This is a genomic window from Pseudomonas sp. LW8 (genome assembly GCF_041956865.1).
Lineage (GTDB): Bacteria > Pseudomonadota > Gammaproteobacteria > Pseudomonadales > Pseudomonadaceae > Aquipseudomonas > Aquipseudomonas siliginis.
On the sequence record NZ_CP168138.1, the window covers coordinates 5,124,202 to 5,144,728 of the forward strand.

Sequence of the window (20,527 nt, forward strand, 5' to 3'; positions counted from 1 at the left end):
ACCCTTAGCCGACAATCAAGGAAACAAGCCAGCCGAGCAGGGAATCAAGACCCCACAACAGCAACGCCATAACCAGAACAACAGCCACGACAATCAGCGTGGTCTGCGTGGTTTCTTGGCGAGTTGGCCACACGACTTTACGAATCTCGGTGCGAGCTTCCTTAACCAGTACAAAGAAAGACTTGCCCTTCGCGGTTTGCAGGCCTACAAAGGCAGCTACGGCAGCAATGGCAAGCAAAGCGAGTACACGGTACAGGATCGGCGAAGCAGCGTAATACTGATTGCCAACAACGCCAACAACCACTAAAGCGACTACTACAAGCCACTTGAGCAGATCGAAGCGAGAGCCTTGAGCTTCAGCTTTAGGAGTCATCTATGAAGATCCTGTGAAAAGAAAGCCAGATACACCGAGTGAATCTGGCAGGTCAGGAGGGAATCGAACCCCCAACCTACGGTTTTGGAGACCGTCGCTCTGCCAATTGAGCTACTGACCTAAAACAAAATCAGGCCGACCATTATGCCGGCCCGAAAAATACATTACAACCGCTTATTCGATGATTTTTGCTACGACGCCAGCGCCGACGGTACGACCGCCTTCACGGATAGCGAAACGCAGACCGTCTTCCATCGCGATGGTTTTGATCAGGGTAACAGTCATCTGAATGTTGTCACCTGGCATTACCATTTCAACGCCTTCTGGCAGCTCGCAGTTACCAGTCACGTCAGTAGTACGGAAGTAGAACTGTGGACGGTAGCCTTTGAAGAACGGAGTGTGACGACCGCCTTCTTCCTTGCTCAGAACGTAAACTTCTGCGGTGAACTTGGTGTGCGGCTTGACCGAACCTGGCTTGACCAGAACCTGGCCACGCTCAACGTCGTCACGCTTGGTACCACGCAGCAGAACGCCGCAGTTCTCGCCAGCACGACCTTCGTCGAGCAGCTTGCGGAACATTTCAACACCGGTGCAAGTAGTAACGGTGGTATCACGCAGACCAACGATTTCCAGCGGGTCCTGAACGCGAACGATACCGCGCTCGATACGACCAGTCACAACAGTACCGCGACCCGAGATCGAGAATACGTCTTCGATTGGCATCAGGAATGGCTTATCGATCATACGAACTGGCTCTGGGATGTAGGCATCCAGAGTTTCAACCAGTTTCTTGACGGCAGTGGTGCCCATCTCGTTGTCGTCTTTGCCTTCCAGCGCCATACGAGCCGAACCGATGATGATCGGAGTGTCGTCGCCCGGGAAGTCGTAAGTCGACAGCAGGTCACGAACTTCCATCTCAACCAGTTCCAGCAGCTCAGCATCGTCTACTAGGTCAGCCTTGTTCAGGAAGACCACGATGTACGGAACGCCAACCTGACGGGACAGCAGGATGTGCTCACGGGTTTGCGGCATCGGACCATCAGCGGCCGAGCAAACCAGGATAGCGCCGTCCATCTGAGCAGCACCGGTGATCATGTTCTTCACGTAGTCAGCGTGACCTGGGCAGTCAACGTGAGCGTAGTGACGGATCTTCGAGTTGTACTCAACGTGCGCGGTGTTGATGGTGATACCGCGAGCTTTTTCTTCTGGTGCGCTGTCGATCTTGTCGAAGTCAACGATTGCAGAACCGAAAACCTCGGAGCAAACGCGAGTCAGAGCAGCAGTCAGAGTGGTTTTACCGTGGTCAACGTGACCAATGGTCCCAACGTTGACGTGGGGCAGGGAACGATCAAATTTTTCCTTAGCCATCGATATCACCCTCTACAGAAGAAATTAGACAAACAATATCAACCATTAAAACAAAGGCAGATATTTTCATATCTGCCTTGTTATATGGAGCTCTTGAGCGGATTTGAACCGCTGACCTCACCCTTACCAAGGGTGTGCTCTACCAACTGAGCTACAAGAGCAAAACCCTTTTGCACAACCTGCAAACTTGGAGCGGGTAGCGGGAATCGAACCCGCATCATCAGCTTGGAAGGCTGAGGTTCTACCACTAAACTATACCCGCGGAGCCTGCAGCTCACGCTTAAATCTGGTGGAGGGAGAAGGATTCGAACCTTCGAAGTCGTAGACGTCAGATTTACAGTCTGATCCCTTTGGCCGCTCGGGAACCCCTCCTAATCAGGCCGGCATTCTATATCATGCCAAACCCCTGTCAAGCATTTTCTCATTTAAAAACCTGAGGTTAGCTGCGTTGACACGCTTCACTTCGAATCCCGTTTAAGGTGTTCGCTGTGGAGCGGGCGCCATTCTATGCAAACTATTGAGCAGGTGCAACCCCTTCGCACAGCATTATTTTATGTTTTAACTCATTGAATTCCTTGGAAAGGTTTTGCAACTGCAGATCGCCCAACAAACGCTGGCTGTCCGGCGCAGCTGCCAGCCAGTACCCGCTTCCGGCAGCATCTTTCGGCAGGGATTGCACATTGACTTTCATCGCCACCAGACGCTGTTGCAACCTGGCAATTGAATCTTCGTCAGAAAATCCACCAAGGAACAAGCACTGCTGACGCGGCGCCACCTCGCCTCTTCGACCTTCACCTGCGGTTTCGCTCAGCAGACGGATATCCTGCTGCGAACCACGATACAGATTAAGAGGCGTTACATCTTTGGCTCGCAAGGGCGCTTCCTGCTGATGCCAGACATAGTAAAAAACATTGAGTACAACCAGCAGCAGGAACAACCAACGCATATAAACCTCAAGACAAGGGACAAGCCATCGCCAAGCCGACAAAAACCAGGTCGGGCACAACCCTGGCGTCAGGCGCGACGCCTTTAACCAACTCGGCATCCCCTCCCGTAATAAAGACGGCGAATTGCTCTCCCCAGTACGCTCGAGCCAGCTCTAATTGAGTGAGAACGAAGCCCCTCAGCATCAAAGAACAACCGCGCTCCACCGCTTCAACGGTGGTCCGTCCCGGGACGTGACTGGAAAGGGCGCGCTCTGCTGCTTCATCACCATAACGAATTTTACGGGTATGGGTGCGCAACTGGTTTCGCATCAAAGGCATACCAGGACAAATGAACCCCCCGAGATGCTCACCGTCAGCCGCGACAAAATCGGCAGTGACCGCGGTACCGAAATCGAGAACCAGGCAAGCACTTCCGGCAGCCAGGTGGAAGCCGCCGAGCATCGCCAGCCAGCGATCAAGCCCCAGACGCTCATAGTCTTCATAGCCGTTTCGAACACCGGACATCTCGCGGGCGGGTTTCGCACACACGATAGGAATACCGAACGCGCGCTCAAGCATTTCGGTTAAAGCGCTGGTTTCCTCGTTAGTCCTGACGCTTACCAAACGACACTTGCGCAGCGAGAGCGGCTTTATGATCCGTAGACTCTCAAGCAAAGCCTGATTGGAATCTACAACCCCTTCCGAAACCAGCCCACTCGCCGACGCATCCAGCACGCGCCATTTGATAAAACTATTGCCGCAGTCAAGCTCAAGAATCATCACGCAACCTCAGGCTGAGCTCTCCACCACTAAAGACTTTTTCAACACCATCTACAATCAAGCGCAACCCGCCTTGGCTATCAATCCCGAGCACTATCCCATCGATATGGCTGTTACCCGCGATCAACGACACGGATCGACCCTGCCACAGATGATTTTCCGCCCATTCTGCCTGCAGACTTGCGAACCCGTTGAGCTGGTGTTTATGGGTATAAGCTTTGAGTTGATTACTCAACTCAACCACCAGAGCATTGCGATCGCAGGCTTTGCCTGACTCCAGTTTTATAGAAGTCCATTGCTGGTCGACCTCATCGGCAACCTGCATATTCACGTTGATTCCTATACCCAATACAACATGACATACATCCGCCGGATCGCCGACGAGTTCGAGCAGGATGCCGGCTATTTTCTTGTTACCCACCAAAACATCGTTGGGCCACTTCAAACCGGCATTGGGCACGCCGGCGCTTCGCAAGGTCTGCATCACGGCCAAGCCAACAACAAGGCTCAACCCCTCAAGCTGACGCATGCCGCCATCTATTCGAAGAACCAGGCTGTAATAAAGATTTTCCGCAAATGGGCTCACCCACTTGCGGCCTCGACGACCACGGCCTGCCAATTGTCGCTCCGCGAGCACCAAAAACGGCGCGGGGGCGCCCTCGCTGATGGAGCGCAGAGCTTCGGCATTTGTCGAGTCGACGGAGTCGAACACACGCACCGGCCATTCGGGCATCTTCCTGGTTATTTCAAGTGGATCCAGGAGCATCAGAGGCGCCGACAATTGATATCCGCGACCGCGAACTTTATGGATCGACAGGCCGAGTTCAGCTTCAAGCTGTTGTAGCTGCTTCCATACAGCACTTCGGCTAATTCCCAGGGCAACGCCCAAGTCCTGTCCGGAATGGAATCGTCCATCCTTCAGTAGGTTCAACAACGTCAGCATGCAGGTATCGCCTCATAATGAGGCCCGCATAATAGCCATGCCCCGGGCCGTTGCATAGAAATCAAGCGGACACATTTCTCGCAGGCAAAACAAAACCCCAACTGCTTTCGCAATTGGGGTTTCGGAATTTAATCTTGACGATGACCTACTCTCACATGGGGAAACCCCACACTACCATCGGCGATGCATCGTTTCACTGCTGAGTTCGGGATGGGATCAGGTGGTTCCAACGCTCTATGGTCGTCAAGAAATTCGGGTACTGACTCGGGACCAGATGGCCTCGCTTCAGCAAATTGGGTATGTGACAGCTAGGTGTTTGTGAGTTTCGAACTTTCGGTTCGTTTCGTCTTCACACACCGCAATCTGGTGCCTTTTCAGGTCAGCAAATTGCTTGGGTGTTATATGGTCAAGCCTCACGGGCAATTAGTATTGGTTAGCTCAACGCCTCACAGCGCTTACACACCCAACCTATCAACGTCGTAGTCTTCGACGGCCCTTCAGGGAACTCAAGGTTCCAGTGAGATCTCATCTTGAGGCAAGTTTCCCGCTTAGATGCTTTCAGCGGTTATCTTTCCCGAACATAGCTACCCGGCAATGCCACTGGCGTGACAACCGGAACACCAGAGGTTCGTCCACTCCGGTCCTCTCGTACTAGGAGCAGCCCCTCTCAAATCTCAAACGTCCACGGCAGATAGGGACCGAACTGTCTCACGACGTTCTAAACCCAGCTCGCGTACCACTTTAAATGGCGAACAGCCATACCCTTGGGACCGGCTTCAGCCCCAGGATGTGATGAGCCGACATCGAGGTGCCAAACACCGCCGTCGATATGAACTCTTGGGCGGTATCAGCCTGTTATCCCCGGAGTACCTTTTATCCGTTGAGCGATGGCCCTTCCATACAGAACCACCGGATCACTAAGACCTACTTTCGTACCTGCTCGACGTGTCTGTCTCGCAGTCAAGCGCGCTTTTGCCTTTATACTCTACGACCGATTTCCGACCGGTCTGAGCGCACCTTCGTACTCCTCCGTTACTCTTTAGGAGGAGACCGCCCCAGTCAAACTACCCACCATACACTGTCCTCGATCCGGATAACGGACCTGAGTTAGAACCTCAAAGTTGCCAGGGTGGTATTTCAAGGATGGCTCCACGCGAACTGGCGTCCACGCTTCAAAGCCTCCCACCTATCCTACACAAGCAAATTCAAAGTCCAGTGCAAAGCTATAGTAAAGGTTCACGGGGTCTTTCCGTCTAGCCGCGGATACACTGCATCTTCACAGCGATTTCAATTTCACTGAGTCTCGGGTGGAGACAGCGCCGCCATCGTTACGCCATTCGTGCAGGTCGGAACTTACCCGACAAGGAATTTCGCTACCTTAGGACCGTTATAGTTACGGCCGCCGTTTACCGGGGCTTCGATCAAGAGCTTCGCGTTAGCTAACCCCATCAATTAACCTTCCGGCACCGGGCAGGCGTCACACCCTATACGTCCACTTTCGTGTTTGCAGAGTGCTGTGTTTTTAATAAACAGTCGCAGCGGCCTGGTATCTTCGACCGGCATGAGCTTACGGAGCAAGTCCTTCACCCTCACCGGCGCACCTTCTCCCGAAGTTACGGTGCCATTTTGCCTAGTTCCTTCACCCGAGTTCTCTCAAGCGCCTTGGTATTCTCTACCCAACCACCTGTGTCGGTTTGGGGTACGGTTCCTGGTTACCTGAAGCTTAGAAGCTTTTCTTGGAAGCATGGCATCAACCACTTCGTGTTCTAAAAGAACACTCGTCATCAGCTCTCGGCCTTAAGATCCCGGATTTACCTAAGATCTCAGCCTACCACCTTAAACTTGGACAACCAACGCCAAGCTGGCCTAGCCTTCTCCGTCCCTCCATCGCAATAACCAGAAGTACAGGAATATTAACCTGTTTTCCATCGACTACGCTTTTCAGCCTCGCCTTAGGGACCGACTAACCCTGCGTCGATTAACGTTGCGCAGGAAACCTTGGTCTTTCGGCGTGGGTGTTTTTCACACCCATTGTCGTTACTCATGTCAGCATTCGCACTTCTGATACCTCCAGCAAGCTTCTCAACTCACCTTCACAGGCTTACAGAACGCTCCTCTACCGCATCACCCGAAGGTGATACCCGTAGCTTCGGTGTATGGTTTGAGCCCCGTTACATCTTCCGCGCAGGCCGACTCGACTAGTGAGCTATTACGCTTTCTTTAAAGGGTGGCTGCTTCTAAGCCAACCTCCTAGCTGTCTAAGCCTTCCCACATCGTTTCCCACTTAACCATAACTTTGGGACCTTAGCTGACGGTCTGGGTTGTTTCCCTTTTCACGACGGACGTTAGCACCCGCCGTGTGTCTCCCATGCTCGGCACTTGTAGGTATTCGGAGTTTGCATCGGTTTGGTAAGTCGGGATGACCCCCTAGCCGAAACAGTGCTCTACCCCCTACAGTGATACATGAGGCGCTACCTAAATAGCTTTCGAGGAGAACCAGCTATCTCCGAGCTTGATTAGCCTTTCACTCCGATCCACAGGTCATCCGCTAACTTTTCAACGGTAGTCGGTTCGGTCCTCCAGTCAGTGTTACCTAACCTTCAACCTGCCCATGGATAGATCGCCCGGTTTCGGGTCTATTCCCAGCGACTAGACGCCCTATTAAGACTCGCTTTCGCTACGCCTCCCCTATTCGGTTAAGCTCGCCACTGAAAATAAGTCGCTGACCCATTATACAAAAGGTACGCAGTCACAGAACAAAGTCTGCTCCCACTGCTTGTACGCATACGGTTTCAGGATCTATTTCACTCCCCTCTCCGGGGTTCTTTTCGCCTTTCCCTCACGGTACTAGTTCACTATCGGTCAGTCAGTAGTATTTAGCCTTGGAGGATGGTCCCCCCATATTCAGACAAAGTTTCTCGTGCTCCGTCCTACTCGATTTCATGACCAAGAGATTTTCGCGTACAGGGCTATCACCCACTATGGCCGCACTTTCCAGAGCGTTCCGCTAATCTCAAAGCCACTTAAGGGCTAGTCCCCGTTCGCTCGCCACTACTAAGGGAATCTCGGTTGATTTCTTTTCCTCAGGGTACTTAGATGTTTCAGTTCCCCTGGTTCGCCTCTTGCACCTATGTATTCAGTACAAGATAACCATCTTATGATGGCTGGGTTCCCCCATTCAGACATCTCCGGATCAAAGTCTGTTTGCCGACTCCCCGAAGCTTTTCGCAGGCTACCACGTCTTTCATCGCCTCTGACTGCCAAGGCATCCACCGTATGCGCTTCTTCACTTGACCATATAACCCCAAGCAATCTGGTTATACTGTGAAGACGACATTCGCCGAAAATTCGAATTTCTCAACTAAGAGAACTCACAAATTTTACCTTAGCCTGATCCGTTACCAGTGAAAGTAACGTTCAGTCTATCTTTCTATCACATACCCAAATTTTTAAAGAACGATCTAGTCAAAGACTAGAAATCAACATTCATCACCAAACCGGTGGAATGCTCATTTCTAAGCTTTCAAACTTCAGAAGCAGTAGTGGTGGAGCCAAGCGGGATCGAACCGCTGACCTCCTGCGTGCAAGGCAGGCGCTCTCCCAGCTGAGCTATGGCCCCGTATTTCTACAGGCGTTTCCCACACAAAATTGGTGGGTCTGGGCAGATTCGAACTGCCGACCTCACCCTTATCAGGGGTGCGCTCTAACCAACTGAGCTACAGACCCAATTTCGGGCTGCTTCTATCGTCTTCTTCAATGAATCAAGCAATTCGTGTGGGAGCTCATGCAGCAGCTGATGTCGTCGATTAAGGAGGTGATCCAGCCGCAGGTTCCCCTACGGCTACCTTGTTACGACTTCACCCCAGTCATGAATCACACCGTGGTAACCGTCCCCCCGAAGGTTAGACTAGCTACTTCTGGTGCAACCCACTCCCATGGTGTGACGGGCGGTGTGTACAAGGCCCGGGAACGTATTCACCGCGACATTCTGATTCGCGATTACTAGCGATTCCGACTTCACGCAGTCGAGTTGCAGACTGCGATCCGGACTACGATCGGTTTTATGGGATTAGCTCCACCTCGCGGCTTGGCAACCCTTTGTACCGACCATTGTAGCACGTGTGTAGCCCAGGCCGTAAGGGCCATGATGACTTGACGTCATCCCCACCTTCCTCCGGTTTGTCACCGGCAGTCTCCTTAGAGTGCCCACCATTACGTGCTGGTAACTAAGGACAAGGGTTGCGCTCGTTACGGGACTTAACCCAACATCTCACGACACGAGCTGACGACAGCCATGCAGCACCTGTCTCAATGTTCCCGAAGGCACCAATCCATCTCTGGAAAGTTCATTGGATGTCAAGGCCTGGTAAGGTTCTTCGCGTTGCTTCGAATTAAACCACATGCTCCACCGCTTGTGCGGGCCCCCGTCAATTCATTTGAGTTTTAACCTTGCGGCCGTACTCCCCAGGCGGTCAACTTAATGCGTTAGCTGCGCCACTAAGAGCTCAAGGCTCCCAACGGCTAGTTGACATCGTTTACGGCGTGGACTACCAGGGTATCTAATCCTGTTTGCTCCCCACGCTTTCGCACCTCAGTGTCAGTATCAGTCCAGGTGGTCGCCTTCGCCACTGGTGTTCCTTCCTATATCTACGCATTTCACCGCTACACAGGAAATTCCACCACCCTCTACCATACTCTAGCTTGCCAGTTTTGGATGCAGTTCCCAGGTTGAGCCCGGGGATTTCACATCCAACTTAACAAACCACCTACGCGCGCTTTACGCCCAGTAATTCCGATTAACGCTTGCACCCTCTGTATTACCGCGGCTGCTGGCACAGAGTTAGCCGGTGCTTATTCTGTCGGTAACGTCAAAATTGCAGAGTATTAATCTACAACCCTTCCTCCCAACTTAAAGTGCTTTACAATCCGAAGACCTTCTTCACACACGCGGCATGGCTGGATCAGGCTTTCGCCCATTGTCCAATATTCCCCACTGCTGCCTCCCGTAGGAGTCTGGACCGTGTCTCAGTTCCAGTGTGACTGATCATCCTCTCAGACCAGTTACGGATCGTCGCCTTGGTGAGCCATTACCTCACCAACTAGCTAATCCGACCTAGGCTCATCTGATAGCGCAAGGCCCGAAGGTCCCCTGCTTTCTCCCGTAGGACGTATGCGGTATTAGCGTTCCTTTCGAAACGTTGTCCCCCACTACCAGGCAGATTCCTAGGCATTACTCACCCGTCCGCCGCTGAATCCAGGAGCAAGCTCCTTTCATCCGCTCGACTTGCATGTGTTAGGCCTGCCGCCAGCGTTCAATCTGAGCCATGATCAAACTCTTCAGTTCAAACATCTTTGGGTTTTTAAGAAACCCTAAACTTGGCTCAGCAATCGTTGGTTACATCTTTGATTTCTCGCGGAGTAACTTGTGATGCTGATAATCTTGTTGACTATCAGTCTGACTGCACAAGCACCCACACGAATTGCTTGATTCAGTTGTTAAAGAGCGGTTGGTTAAGATCTTTCGTCTCAACCGAGGCGCGCATTCTACAGCAGCCTCATTTGCTGTCAAGTGATTATTTTCAGAAGTTTTCGAAGAATTCTTCAACAACTTCAACCACTTGCGCTTCCGATCTCTCGTTAGCGGGAGGCGAATTCTACAGCGTTAATCGCTGCTGTCAACACCTCTTTTTCTCCGCTTTCGACCGAGAAGATCGAACCGTTAAAAGAGCCAAACATCACTGCTCTTTCAACTCCTTCCAGGCTTCGATGATCTGAAGCAAGTCGCTGTCGAAAACCGCTTAACTCTTTGAATCTCAAGGAGTTTTCCGTTTCGACTGCGCCGGAAGTGGGGCGAATTATAGACTTCTAAAATTCGCCGTCAACCCCAATTTCAACTTTATTCAGATTTCAGCGTAATACGTGCAAAAGCCTTCTTGCCGGCCTGACAGACGTGAGTCGTGCCCAGTACATATATAAAGGAGCGATCAACCACTTCACCATCGACCCGGACTCCGCCCGCCGCCAACAGATCACGCGCCGCCGCCGAGTTCTTCACCAGGCCTGCCTTATTAAGGACGGCAGCGATCGGCATATCCTCAACCGAAGACAGCTCGATCTCAGGCAAGTCATCTGGAAGCTCGCCATCCTTCATGCGGTTGCCGGCGCCTCGGTGAGCATTCGCCGCAGCCTCTTCACCATGGAAGCGCGCAACGATCTCTTCAGCCAGCTTGATTTTGATGTCGCGTGGATTCGCTCCAGCTTCGACGTCAGCCCGGAAGGCGTTGATCTCATCCATCGAGCGAAAGCTGAGCAACTCGAAGTAACGCCACATCAGCGCATCCGGGATGGAAACCAGCTTGCTGTACATAACGCCTGGTGCTTCCTGGATACCGACATAGTTGCCCAGCGACTTGGACATCTTCTTCACGCCATCCAGACCTTCCAGCAATGGCATCGTCAGAATGCACTGTGCCTCCTGACCATACCCACGCTGCAACTCACGCCCCATCAGCAGGTTGAATTTCTGATCGGTACCGCCCAGCTCGACATCGGCGCGCAGCGCGACCGAGTCATAACCCTGAACCAGCGGATAGAGGAATTCGTGAATAGCGATTGGCTGGTTGGTGGTGTAGCGCTTGTCGAAGTCATCGCGCTCAAGCATGCGAGCGACCGTGTATTGCGAAGTCAGGCGAATGAAATCCGCCGGCCCCATCTTGTCCATCCAAGTGGAGTTGAAGGCAACTTCGGTTTTCGCCGGATCAAGGATTTTGAAAACCTGAGTCTTGTAAGTCTCAGCATTTTCCAGAACCTGTTCACGCGTCAGCGGTGGACGCGTTGCGCTTTTGCCACTTGGATCGCCGATCATCCCGGTGAAGTCACCTATAAGGAAGATGACCTGGTGCCCCAGCTCCTGGAACTGGCGCAGCTTATTAATAAGCACCGTATGACCCAGATGCAGATCCGGAGCGGTTGGATCGAAACCAGCCTTGATACGCAGCGGTTGGCCGCGCTTGAGCTTCTCGACCAGCTCGGACTCGACCAACAGTTCTTCCGCACCACGTTTAATCAGCGCTAGCTGCTCTTCAACCGACTTCATAACAGACCCGCAAGGCTCAGATTCAAAGGGAACCAACCATACAAGAACGCGCACCAATTACAAGTTTTGCCCGGCGCACGGACACCAATCCACAGACCCGAGGTCTGTAGACTTGCTTCAGCGATGATTTGGTTATATTTTATACAGTTATTTCATCTTCATCATGTCATTCATCTTTTCCAATTCATCTATTTCAAAGTCAAAAATTACCTATGACCACAGAACCGTCTAAAGCGCCCCCGCTTTACCCGAAGACCCACCTGCTCGCCGCAAGTGGAATCGCCGCCCTTCTCAGCCTGGCGCTGCTGGTATTTCCCTCCAGCGATGTTGAAGCCAAAAAGACGACTCTGAGTCTTGAACTGGAAAGTCCTGCTGAACAACTGACACAAGATCAAGACGCTGCCGATGCGGCTCAAGCCACAAACGAGCCCGCAGCTTCGCCGTTCGCCCAAATCGAAAACAGCGACGAAAACGCCGCGCAAACCGCTGAAACCGCGCCAGCACCTGTGGCGCCTGCTGAGAAACCGAAAGAGCCTGGGCACCGTGAAGTCGTGGTTTCCAAAGGCGATACGCTGTCTACCCTGTTTGAAAAAGTCGGTCTGCCTGCAGCCTCCGTGCACGAAGTACTGGCAAGCGACAAGCAAGCCAAACAGTTCAGCCAGCTCAAGCGTGGCCAGAAACTCGAGTTCGAACTGAGTCCGGAAGGCCAGTTGACCAGCCTGCACAGCAAGGTCAGCGACGTTGAAACCATCACCCTGACCAAGAATGACAAGGGTTATTCGTTCAACCGAGTGACTGCCAAGCCAACTGTTCGCACTGCCTACGTCCACGGTGTCATCAACAGCTCACTGTCGCAGTCCGCAGCCCGCGCCGGCCTTTCTCACAGCATGACCATGGACATGGCCAGTGTCTTTGGCTACGACATCGATTTCGCGCAGGACATTCGTCAGGGCGATGAATTCGATGTGATCTACGAGCAGAAAGTCATCAACGGCAAGGCCGTCGGCACCGGCCCGATCCTGTCGGCGCGCTTCACCAACCGCGGCAAGACTTACACCGCCGTTCGCTACACCAACAAACAAGGCAACAGCAGCTATTACACTGCCGATGGCAACAGCATGCGCAAGGCCTTCATCCGCACCCCTGTTGACTTCGCCCGCATCAGCTCGAAGTTTTCCATGGGCCGCAAGCACCCGATCCTCAACAAGATCCGCGCCCACAAAGGTGTCGACTACGCAGCGCCGCGAGGCACGCCGATCAAGGCTGCCGGTGACGGCAAAGTGTTGCTGGCCGGTCGTCGTGGTGGTTACGGCAACACTGTGATCATTCAGCACGGCAACACTTACCGTACGCTCTATGGCCATATGCAAGGCTTTGCCAAAGGCGTGAAAACCGGTGGCAGCGTCAAGCAAGGTCAAGTCATTGGCTATATCGGCACCACCGGACTGTCCACCGGCCCGCATTTGCACTATGAGTTCCAGGTCAACGGCGTTCACGTCGATCCGCTGGGCCAGAAGCTGCCAATGGCCGATCCGATCGCCAAGTCCGAACGCGCGCGCTTCCTCGCGCAGAGCCAGCCACTGATGGCGCGCATGGATCAAGAGAAGGCCACCATGCTGGCTTCGAGCAAGCGCTAAGCCATGGCCCTGTATATCGGTGTGATGTCCGGAACCAGTCTCGACGGGCTGGACATCGCCCTGATCGAGCAGACCTCGGCGATCAAACTGATCGCCACCCACTACCTGCCAATGCCTGACTCCCTGCGCGCCGAGCTGCTTGGCTTGTGCGCCAGCGGCCCCGACGAGATCGCCCGCTCGGCGATTGCCCAGCAACACTGGGTCGAACTTGCCGCGTCGGGCATTCACACCCTCCTCGCGCAGCAACAACTCAAGCCCGAAGCAATCCGCGCTATCGGCAGCCACGGTCAGACCATTCGCCATGAGCCGGCGCGCGGGTTTACCGTGCAGATCGGTAATCCAGCCCTGCTGACTGAGTTGACCGGTATTACCGTCGTCGGTGATTTCCGCAGCCGCGATGTCGCAGCGGGTGGCCAAGGTGCGCCTCTGGTACCAGCCTTTCACGAAGCTTTGTTTGAAGAGCGTACTGGTAACCAGGCAGTCTTGAATGTCGGCGGATTCAGCAATCTCAGCCTGATTGAGCCGAACAAACCTGTAGCCGGTTTCGACTGCGGCCCGGGAAATGTTCTGATGGACGCCTGGATTCACCGGCAACGTGGCGAGAACTATGACCGGGATGGCAAATGGGCTGCAACCGGCAAGGTTGAACCAACCCTGCTCAAGGCACTGCTAAGCGACCCGTTCTTCGTGACCAAAGGCCCGAAAAGTACGGGCCGGGAAGTCTTCAATCTGCCATGGCTGGAACAGCATCTATCGCGTCTGCCGACTTTCGCTGCCGAAGACGTTCAGGCCACGCTGCTCGAACTTACGGCGCTGACCATCGTCGAGTCGCTACAAAGCGCTCAATCGGGCACTCAGGAACTGCTGGTCTGTGGCGGCGGCGCGCACAACGCCACGCTGATGAAACGTCTGGCGGACCTGCTGCCAAATACCCAAGTCGCCAGCACCGCAACTCACGGGGTTGATCCGGATTGGGTGGAAGCCATGGCCTTCGCCTGGCTCGCCCATTGCTGCCTGGAAGGCATCGCCGCCAATCGGCCAAGCGTCACCGGCGCTCGCGGCCTGCGCGTACTCGGCGCCATCTACCCGGCATAACCTTCAGAAACAAAAACGCCGCAGAACCGAAAGGCTCTGCGGCGTTTTGTTGTGTGCTGTAAAGCGCGATCAGATCGAGAACGACGACCCGCAACCACAAGTCGTTGTCGCGTTCGGGTTCTTGATCACAAAGCGTGAACCTTCCAGACCTTCCTGGTAGTCCACCTCCGCGCCGGCCAGGTACTGGAAACTCATCGGATCAACCACCAGACTCACGCCTTCGCGCTCGACAATGGTGTCGTCATCAGCCACGTCTTCATCGAAGGTGAAACCGTATTGAAACCCTGAACAACCGCCGCCCGTAACAAATACGCGCAGCTTCAAGCGATCATTCCCCTCTTCATCGACCAGGCTCTTCACCTTGTGCGCAGCACCTTGAGTGAATTGCAAAGCCGTGGGGGTGAAGGATTCGACGCTCATGCTGACTATCTCCCGGCGTTACGCCGCCATAATGCGTGATGACGCGCATTATCCGCTTGTCCTAGAAAATTGGTCAACTATTAGAAAGGCAGCTGCAAGCTTCAAGCGGTGAGCTTCAAGCTTGCGGCGCCTGACCTGTGACGGCCGTTACGGCAGCATACCGGCGTGTGACAGACCGAAGCGCTCATCCAGTCCGAACAGAATGTTCATGTTCTGCACCGCCTGGCCCGAGGCGCCCTTGACCAGGTTGTCAATCACCGAGAGTACCACCACCAGATCGCCATCCTGTGGACGATGCACGGCGATGCGGCACACGTTGGCGCCGCGCACGCTACGGGTTTCCGGATGGCTGCCGGCTGGCATTACATCGACGAACGGTTCGTTGGCGTAGCGCTTTTCGAACAGCGCCTGCAGATCCACCGAGCGATCGACTACGGTCGCATAGAGCGTGGAGTGAATACCGCGAATCATCGGCGTCAGGTGCGGGACGAAGGTCAGGCCGACATCCTTGCCCGCCGCGCGACGCAGGCCCTGGCGAATTTCCGGCAGGTGGCGATGACCTTTTACCGCGTAGGCCTTCATGCTTTCCGACGTCTCGGAGTACAAAGAACCTACAGCCGCGCCACGCCCGGCACCACTGACACCGGATTTGCAGTCGGCGATCAAACGCGATGCGTCAGCCAGACCTGCTTCCAGCAATGGCAGGAAACCCAATTGCGTTGCGGTCGGATAGCAACCTGGTACCGCGATCAGGCGCGCTTTCTTGATCTGCTCGCGATTGACTTCCGGCAGACCATAGACCGCTTCGTCCAGCAATTCCGGTGCGCCGTGCGGCTGGCCGTACCACTTGGCCCATTCATCAGCGTCTTGCAGACGGAAGTCGGCGGACAGGTCGATGACCTTGGTGCCCGCCGCCAGCAGCTCGCCTGCCAAGGCGTGAGCCACACCGTGTGGCGTGGCGAAGAAAACCACATTGCAGGCGCCAAGGGTTTTCACGTCCGGCACGCTGAACGCCAGCCCGTCATAGTGACCGCGCAGGTTCGGGTACATGTCAGCCACGGCCAGACCGGCCTCGGATCGGGAAGTGATGACGACCACTTCTGCCTGCGGATGCTGTGCCAACAGACGCAGCAGTTCGACACCGGTGTAACCCGTGCCGCCGACGATACCGACCTTGACCATAAACCTGCCCTCAACGAACCCACTGGAAAGCCGTCGATAATAGGGGCCGCGCGCGCCTGCGACAACCGCCAAGGTGACGCGCGGACGCTCAAGCCTCTACTATCTGGCTACCGTGAATGAGGGAATACCCAAAAATGCTCTATCTATGGCTCAAAGCGTTTCACATTGTCAGCGTCGTCTGCTGGTTTGCCGGACTGTTCTACTTGCCGCGCCTGTTCGTTTACCACGCGCAAAGCGCAGACACGATCAGCCAGGAACGCTTCAGCGTCATGGAGCGCAAGCTGTATCGCGGCATCATGGGCCCGGCGATGATCGCCACGCTGATCTTCGGTGGCTGGCTGATCTACCTCAACCCTAGCCTTTTCAGCCAGGGCGGCTGGATCCACGCCAAACTGACCCTGGTCGTATTGCTGATCGGCTACCACCACATGTGCGGCGCGCAGGTCAAACGCTTTGCCCGTGGCGAAAACACCCGCAGCCATGTCTTTTATCGCTGGTTCAATGAAGTGCCGGTTCTGATATTGCTGGCTATCGTAATTCTGGTCGTGGTCAAGCCGTTCTAACTTCAATCAATAAAAATCTTCGGGGTGTTCACAATGTCGCTGCCCGCTTTGCTCGAACAACGTCTGCGTCTGCCCGTGGTGGCGGCACCGATGTTCCTGATCTCCAATCCGGAACTGGTGCTCGCCTGCTGCCGCAATGGTGTGGTCGGCAGCTTTCCGGCGCTGAACCAACGCGAAAGCAGTGGGTTCAAGGCTTGGCTGGAACAGATCGAAGCGGGCCTGGCGACGCTGGATAATCCGGCCCCTTATGCGGTGAACCTGATTGTTCACCACAGCAACCCGCGCCTTCAGGCGGATCTGGACATTTGCGTCGAGCACAAGGTGCCGATCGTTATCACCAGCCTCGGCGCGGTGAAGGAACTGGTCGACGCGGTGCACAGCTATGGCGGTCTGGTGTTTCACGACGTGACCACGCGGCGCCATGCCGAGAAAGCCGCTGAAGCCGGTGTCGACGGGCTGATTGCCGTCGCGGCCGGTGCCGGCGGGCATGCTGGTACCTGGAGCCCGTTTGCGCTGATTGCCGAGATTCGTGAGTTCTTCGACAAGACACTCTTGCTTGCAGGATGTCTGAACCACGGCCATGAGATTCTCGCCGCACAGTTGCTCGGTGCGGATTTGGCCTACTTCGGTACGCGATTTATCGGCACCACAGAAAGTCACGCGCCTGACGCATACAAAGACATGCTGCTGACAGCCAAGGCCGCCGACATCATTCATACTCCAGCAGTGTCGGGAGTGCCGGCCAGTTTCATGCGCCAGAGCCTGGAGGCGGCCGGTTTCGACATGGCGGCACTGCAAGGCAAGGGCGAGGTGAACTTCGGCGACAAGCTCAAGCCGATCAACGATGAAGCCAAAGCCTGGAAGACCGTGTGGTCGGCGGGCCAGGGTGTTGGCCAGATTGGTGACCTGCCAAGCGTGGATCAGTTGATCGCACGGCTCGACGCAGAATATCGTCAGGCTCAGGCGCGCGCCGCACAGCTGCCGGAACGCTGGCCGCGCTGAGCAATACCCCCGGCCAGTCGCTATCAGACTGGCCTTGAACTGACTACTGCAAACCTAATCGCGACAAGGATGCCTCGGCCATGAGCGACACCCGTTACAAGATCGTCTTCGACGGCGCGCTGCAGCCCGGCGTCGACCTCACCACCGCCAAACTGAATCTGGCGGATCTGTTCAAAAGCGATGTGGCCGCCATCGAGCGCCTGTTCAGTGGCCGCACCGTCGCCCTCAAACGTGATCTGTCCCACAGCGATGCCCAGACGTATCTGCAGGCATTGAACAAAACCGGGATCGATGCGCGGATCGAAGCGGAAACCACCATTGAGCTGGATCTGGCGGATGTCCACGATAACCCTGCAGCGGCGGCGGAACCGGACTCGCCTTACGCCCCACCGCGCGCCAATGTCGGTGAAGCCCTGCCGCCATTCGCCACGCTCAAGCCATTCAGCGTCGAAGGCCGGATCGGTCGCCTGCGCTTTCTCGCCTGGACCATGGTCTTGAGCCTGGTGACCCTGCCCATCGTCGGCGTGTTTGCCTTGATTGCGCTGGGCCTGGTCAGCGGCGACTCGACTACCGGCCTGATCCTCGGCGGCATTCTGGCGGTCTTCCTGTTCCTCGGCTTCATGATCGTCAGCATTCTGTTCAGCGTTCAGCGCCTGCACGATATCGGCTGGTCGGGCTGGCTGTGGCTGTTGAATCTGGTGCCGTTCGTCGGCAGTTTCTTCCCGCTGGTAATGATGGTCGTACCCGGCAATACCGGCGCCAACCGCTATGGGCCGCCGCCACCGCCGAACAGCACGGCCGTCAAAGTGCTGTGCTCGTTATGGATCGTATTCTTCGCACTGATTTTTGCCGGAGGCCTTCTTGGCGGCTTCTCGGCTGTGCAGGAAGAATATGAAAGCAATCTGGAGAGCAGCTATGACAGCGGCGCGGTGACCACCGACGAAGTTGAGGTCGTCGAACCGCCAGTGATTTCCGCCGACGAGGCAGCCGAACCGGCGCAGGCCCCTGTAGACTCTGCGCAAGAATGAACAGCGCTCCCTGCCGCGACAACCGCGTCGCCGGCGCGGAGCTGTTGCGATGGAGAACTGCATGACCCGTTACGCTCTGATCACCGGTGCTTCCAGCGGCATCGGCCTGGCCATGGCCGAAGCACTGGCCCGGCGCGGCCGCAGCCTGATTCTGGTGGCACGGCAGCGTGATCAGCTGGAAAGTATCGCCATCGAGCTGACCCAGCGCTTCGATGTCGAAGTATTGTTTCGCGCCTGCGACCTCGGCGAACCGTTGCGCCTTTCCGGTTTTTTGCTGGAGCTCGAAGAAGGTGACCGGCAGATCGATCTACTGGTCAACTGCGCCGGCATCGGCACTTGCGGGCCATTCCTCGCGCAGGACTGGATGACCGAGCAGGACCTCATCGAGGTCAACATTCTCGCCCTCACCCGCCTCTGTCATGCGGTGGGCAACAGCATGGCGCTGCTGGGTGGCGGGCAGATCCTCAATGTCGCCTCGGTGGCTGCGTACAGCCCCGGCCCATGGATGAGCACGTACTACGCCAGCAAAGCCTATGTGCTGCATTTTTCCGAAGCCCTGCGCGTGGAGCTCAAACAAAGCGGCGTGAAAGTTTCGGTGCTGTGCCCCGGCCCGACGCGCACACCGTTCTTCCGTACCGCACAGATGAGTAGCGAAAAGATCGAAAGCAGCCACTCGCTGATGAGTCCGGAAGAAGTGGCACTGCATGCCGTACGCGCACTGGATAAAAACCGCGCCATCATCATTCCGGGACGACGCAATCGCTGGCTGGCGTTCCTGCCGCGGCTGGGTTCGCGCTGGCTCAATCGCACCATCGTCGGCATGATCAACAAAGCTTACTGCCCCCGCTAGGAAGACGACTTCGAAGCGGTACACTCGATTCAGCCCAACTCAACGGAGAAACAGCAGTGGATACTCTGTTCACCAAGATCATCAACCGGGAAATCCCGGCGAAGATCATTTACGAGGACGACCAGGTTCTGGCCTTCCACGACATCGCCCCCCAGGCTCCGGTGCACTTTCTGGTAATCCCGAAAAAACCGGTGCGCACGCTCAACGACCTGACCGAAGACGACAAGGCGCTGGCCGGGCACATCCTGTTCACCGCGCAGCGTCTGGCGCTGGAACTGGGTTGCGAAGAAGGCTTCCGCGTAGTGATGAACTGCAATGAACTTGGTGGGCAGACTGTCTATCACATTCATATGCACGTGCTGGGTCAGCGCCAGATGAACTGGCCGCCGGGCTGATTGGCGACAACCAACTGTGGGAGCGAGCCTGCTCGCGAAGGCGCCGATACATTCAACACTTCAGTATCCGATAATCCGCTTTCGCGAGCAGGCTCGCTCCCACAAAAAAGCCTGACCGCGCAGCAAGTGACCCAGCGCAAACCCTCGCCGGCCGATTCGGTTAAACTGGCCGCCGAGATTCTTCCCGGAGGTCAGCATGACTACGCAACGTCACTACTCGCCCATAGACCGTCTGTTGCTGCAAGCCGATGCCGCGATGCGCACTCTGTTGCCCTTCAGTGGCCAGCCGTACCGCCCGTCGCCAGCGATTCTGCAGCCGGATACGCAGATGAGCGATGAAGACACTCGCCACGTCGCCGGCCTGATGCGCATCAACCACACCGGCGAAGTCTGCGCCCAGGCGCTGTATCAGGGGCAGGCGCTGACCGCCAAGTTGCCGCAGGTACGCGCAGCCATGGAGCACGCGGCTGAAGAAGAGATCGATCATCTGGTCTGGTGTGAGCAGCGCATCCATCAGCTGGGTAGCCACACCAGCGTGCTGAATCCACTGTTTTACGGCATGTCGTTCGGTATCGGCGCGGTGGCCGGACTGATCAGCGACAAGGTCAGCCTTGGTTTCGTTGCGGCGACCGAGCATCAGGTCTGCAAACACTTGAACGAACATCTGGAGCTATTGCCGGCCGAGGACGAGAAGTCCCGGGCGATTCTTGAGCAGATGCGCATCGATGAAGAACACCATGCGGAAAGTGCCCTGGATGCGGGCGGGTTTCGTTTTCCGGCGCCGGTCAAGTTCGGCATGAGTTTGTTGGCGAAGGTGATGACCAAGAGTACGTATCGGATCTGAGATCTGTGTCGGTGCTGATGACCTC

The 20,527-nt window shown here is 55.5% G+C and carries 16 protein-coding genes, 6 tRNA genes and 3 rRNA genes; 8 read left to right on the forward strand and 17 right to left on the reverse strand.

The window, feature by feature from the left end:
• Positions 1–4: 4 nt before the first annotated feature.
• The 15 genes from secE to tyrS all read right to left on the reverse strand — a co-directional run bounded on the left by secE (position 5) and on the right by tyrS (position 11,486).
• A complete protein-coding gene (gene secE / locus AB9L16_RS23245) occupies positions 5–373 on the reverse strand; it encodes a preprotein translocase subunit SecE (RefSeq protein ID WP_016772937.1) in 369 nt (122 codons plus the stop codon).
• A gap of 45 nt (positions 374–418) precedes the next feature.
• A tRNA-Trp gene (locus tag AB9L16_RS23250) sits at positions 419–494 on the reverse strand.
• 53 nt (positions 495–547) lie between these two features.
• A complete protein-coding gene (tuf, locus tag AB9L16_RS23255) occupies positions 548–1,741 on the reverse strand; it encodes an elongation factor Tu (protein ID WP_064361246.1) in 1,194 nt (397 codons plus the stop codon).
• A gap of 85 nt (positions 1,742–1,826) precedes the next feature.
• Positions 1,827–1,902 (reverse strand) — tRNA-Thr (locus tag AB9L16_RS23260).
• A gap of 27 nt (positions 1,903–1,929) precedes the next feature.
• Positions 1,930–2,003: transfer RNA gene (locus AB9L16_RS23265), tRNA-Gly, on the reverse strand.
• Positions 2,004–2,028: 25 nt separating this feature from the next.
• Positions 2,029–2,113 (reverse strand) — tRNA-Tyr (locus tag AB9L16_RS23270).
• A gap of 142 nt (positions 2,114–2,255) precedes the next feature.
• Complete coding sequence (locus AB9L16_RS23275; protein ID WP_095181969.1) at positions 2,256–2,687, reverse strand: hypothetical protein; 432 nt, start codon at positions 2,685–2,687, stop codon at positions 2,256–2,258.
• A gap of 7 nt (positions 2,688–2,694) precedes the next feature.
• On the reverse strand, positions 2,695–3,447 hold the full coding sequence (locus tag AB9L16_RS23280; RefSeq protein ID WP_095181970.1) for a pantothenate kinase: 753 nt from the start codon (positions 3,445–3,447) through the stop codon (positions 2,695–2,697).
• The gene (birA, locus tag AB9L16_RS23285; RefSeq protein WP_150638814.1) at positions 3,437–4,390 is read right to left on the reverse strand and encodes a bifunctional biotin--[acetyl-CoA-carboxylase] ligase/biotin operon repressor BirA; all 954 of its coding nucleotides are present in this window, start codon (positions 4,388–4,390) and stop codon (positions 3,437–3,439) included. Before birA ends, AB9L16_RS23280 begins: the two co-directional genes overlap by 11 nt.
• 132 nt (positions 4,391–4,522) lie before the next feature.
• Positions 4,523–4,638 (reverse strand): 5S ribosomal RNA (gene rrf, locus AB9L16_RS23290).
• A gap of 154 nt (positions 4,639–4,792) precedes the next feature.
• A 23S ribosomal RNA gene (locus AB9L16_RS23295) occupies positions 4,793–7,686 on the reverse strand.
• A 247-nt stretch (positions 7,687–7,933) separates the two neighbouring features.
• Positions 7,934–8,009 (reverse strand) — tRNA-Ala (locus AB9L16_RS23300).
• Between the two features lie 30 nt (positions 8,010–8,039).
• A tRNA-Ile gene (locus AB9L16_RS23305) sits at positions 8,040–8,116 on the reverse strand.
• An 81-nt stretch (positions 8,117–8,197) separates the two neighbouring features.
• A 16S ribosomal RNA gene (locus tag AB9L16_RS23310) occupies positions 8,198–9,734 on the reverse strand.
• The 16S, 23S and 5S rRNA genes sit together here with 2 tRNA genes alongside, the layout of an rRNA operon.
• Before the next feature lie 552 nt (positions 9,735–10,286).
• A complete protein-coding gene (gene tyrS, locus AB9L16_RS23315) occupies positions 10,287–11,486 on the reverse strand; it encodes a tyrosine--tRNA ligase (RefSeq protein ID WP_016772931.1) in 1,200 nt (399 codons plus the stop codon).
• A gap of 212 nt (positions 11,487–11,698) precedes the next feature.
• On the opposite strand from tyrS, the gene AB9L16_RS23320 reads away from it, so the two are divergent.
• Positions 11,699–13,123: a peptidoglycan DD-metalloendopeptidase family protein gene (locus tag AB9L16_RS23320; protein ID WP_041476672.1), complete on the forward strand. Its 1,425-nt coding sequence runs from the start codon at positions 11,699–11,701 to the stop codon at positions 13,121–13,123.
• 3 nt (positions 13,124–13,126) lie between these two features.
• Positions 13,127–14,218: an anhydro-N-acetylmuramic acid kinase gene (locus tag AB9L16_RS23325; RefSeq protein ID WP_252876991.1), complete on the forward strand. Its 1,092-nt coding sequence runs from the start codon at positions 13,127–13,129 to the stop codon at positions 14,216–14,218.
• Positions 14,219–14,287: 69 nt separating this feature from the next.
• Here AB9L16_RS23325 and erpA read toward each other — a convergent pair whose 3' ends face one another.
• Both erpA and argC read right to left on the reverse strand, forming a co-directional pair.
• Positions 14,288–14,638, reverse strand: a complete 351-nt coding sequence (gene erpA / locus AB9L16_RS23330) for an iron-sulfur cluster insertion protein ErpA (protein WP_007918905.1) — start codon at positions 14,636–14,638, stop codon at positions 14,288–14,290.
• A gap of 147 nt (positions 14,639–14,785) precedes the next feature.
• On the reverse strand, positions 14,786–15,820 hold the full coding sequence (argC, locus tag AB9L16_RS23335; protein WP_375122764.1) for an N-acetyl-gamma-glutamyl-phosphate reductase: 1,035 nt from the start codon (positions 15,818–15,820) through the stop codon (positions 14,786–14,788).
• Between the two features lie 134 nt (positions 15,821–15,954).
• On the opposite strand from argC, the gene hemJ reads away from it, so the two are divergent.
• The 6 genes from hemJ to coq7 all read left to right on the forward strand — a co-directional run bounded on the left by hemJ (position 15,955) and on the right by coq7 (position 20,502).
• Positions 15,955–16,383: a protoporphyrinogen oxidase HemJ gene (gene hemJ, locus AB9L16_RS23340; protein WP_039757756.1), complete on the forward strand. Its 429-nt coding sequence runs from the start codon at positions 15,955–15,957 to the stop codon at positions 16,381–16,383.
• Between the two features lie 33 nt (positions 16,384–16,416).
• Complete coding sequence (locus AB9L16_RS23345) at positions 16,417–17,385, forward strand: nitronate monooxygenase family protein (RefSeq protein ID WP_056786714.1); 969 nt, start codon at positions 16,417–16,419, stop codon at positions 17,383–17,385.
• A gap of 80 nt (positions 17,386–17,465) precedes the next feature.
• Positions 17,466–18,413 (forward strand): DUF805 domain-containing protein, encoded by a 948-nt coding sequence (locus AB9L16_RS23350; RefSeq protein WP_095181422.1) that lies wholly within the window; start codon positions 17,466–17,468, stop codon positions 18,411–18,413.
• 61 nt (positions 18,414–18,474) lie between these two features.
• Positions 18,475–19,263, forward strand: a complete 789-nt coding sequence (locus AB9L16_RS23355) for an SDR family oxidoreductase (protein WP_041476677.1) — start codon at positions 18,475–18,477, stop codon at positions 19,261–19,263.
• A 56-nt stretch (positions 19,264–19,319) separates the two neighbouring features.
• Positions 19,320–19,658, forward strand: a complete 339-nt coding sequence (locus AB9L16_RS23360) for a histidine triad nucleotide-binding protein (RefSeq protein WP_017128660.1) — start codon at positions 19,320–19,322, stop codon at positions 19,656–19,658.
• Positions 19,659–19,854: 196 nt separating this feature from the next.
• Positions 19,855–20,502 carry a 2-polyprenyl-3-methyl-6-methoxy-1,4-benzoquinone monooxygenase gene (coq7, locus tag AB9L16_RS23365; protein ID WP_375122765.1) on the forward strand — a complete coding sequence of 216 codons (648 nt, stop codon included), beginning with the start codon at positions 19,855–19,857 and terminating at the stop codon, positions 20,500–20,502.
• Positions 20,503–20,527 lie beyond the last annotated feature (25 nt).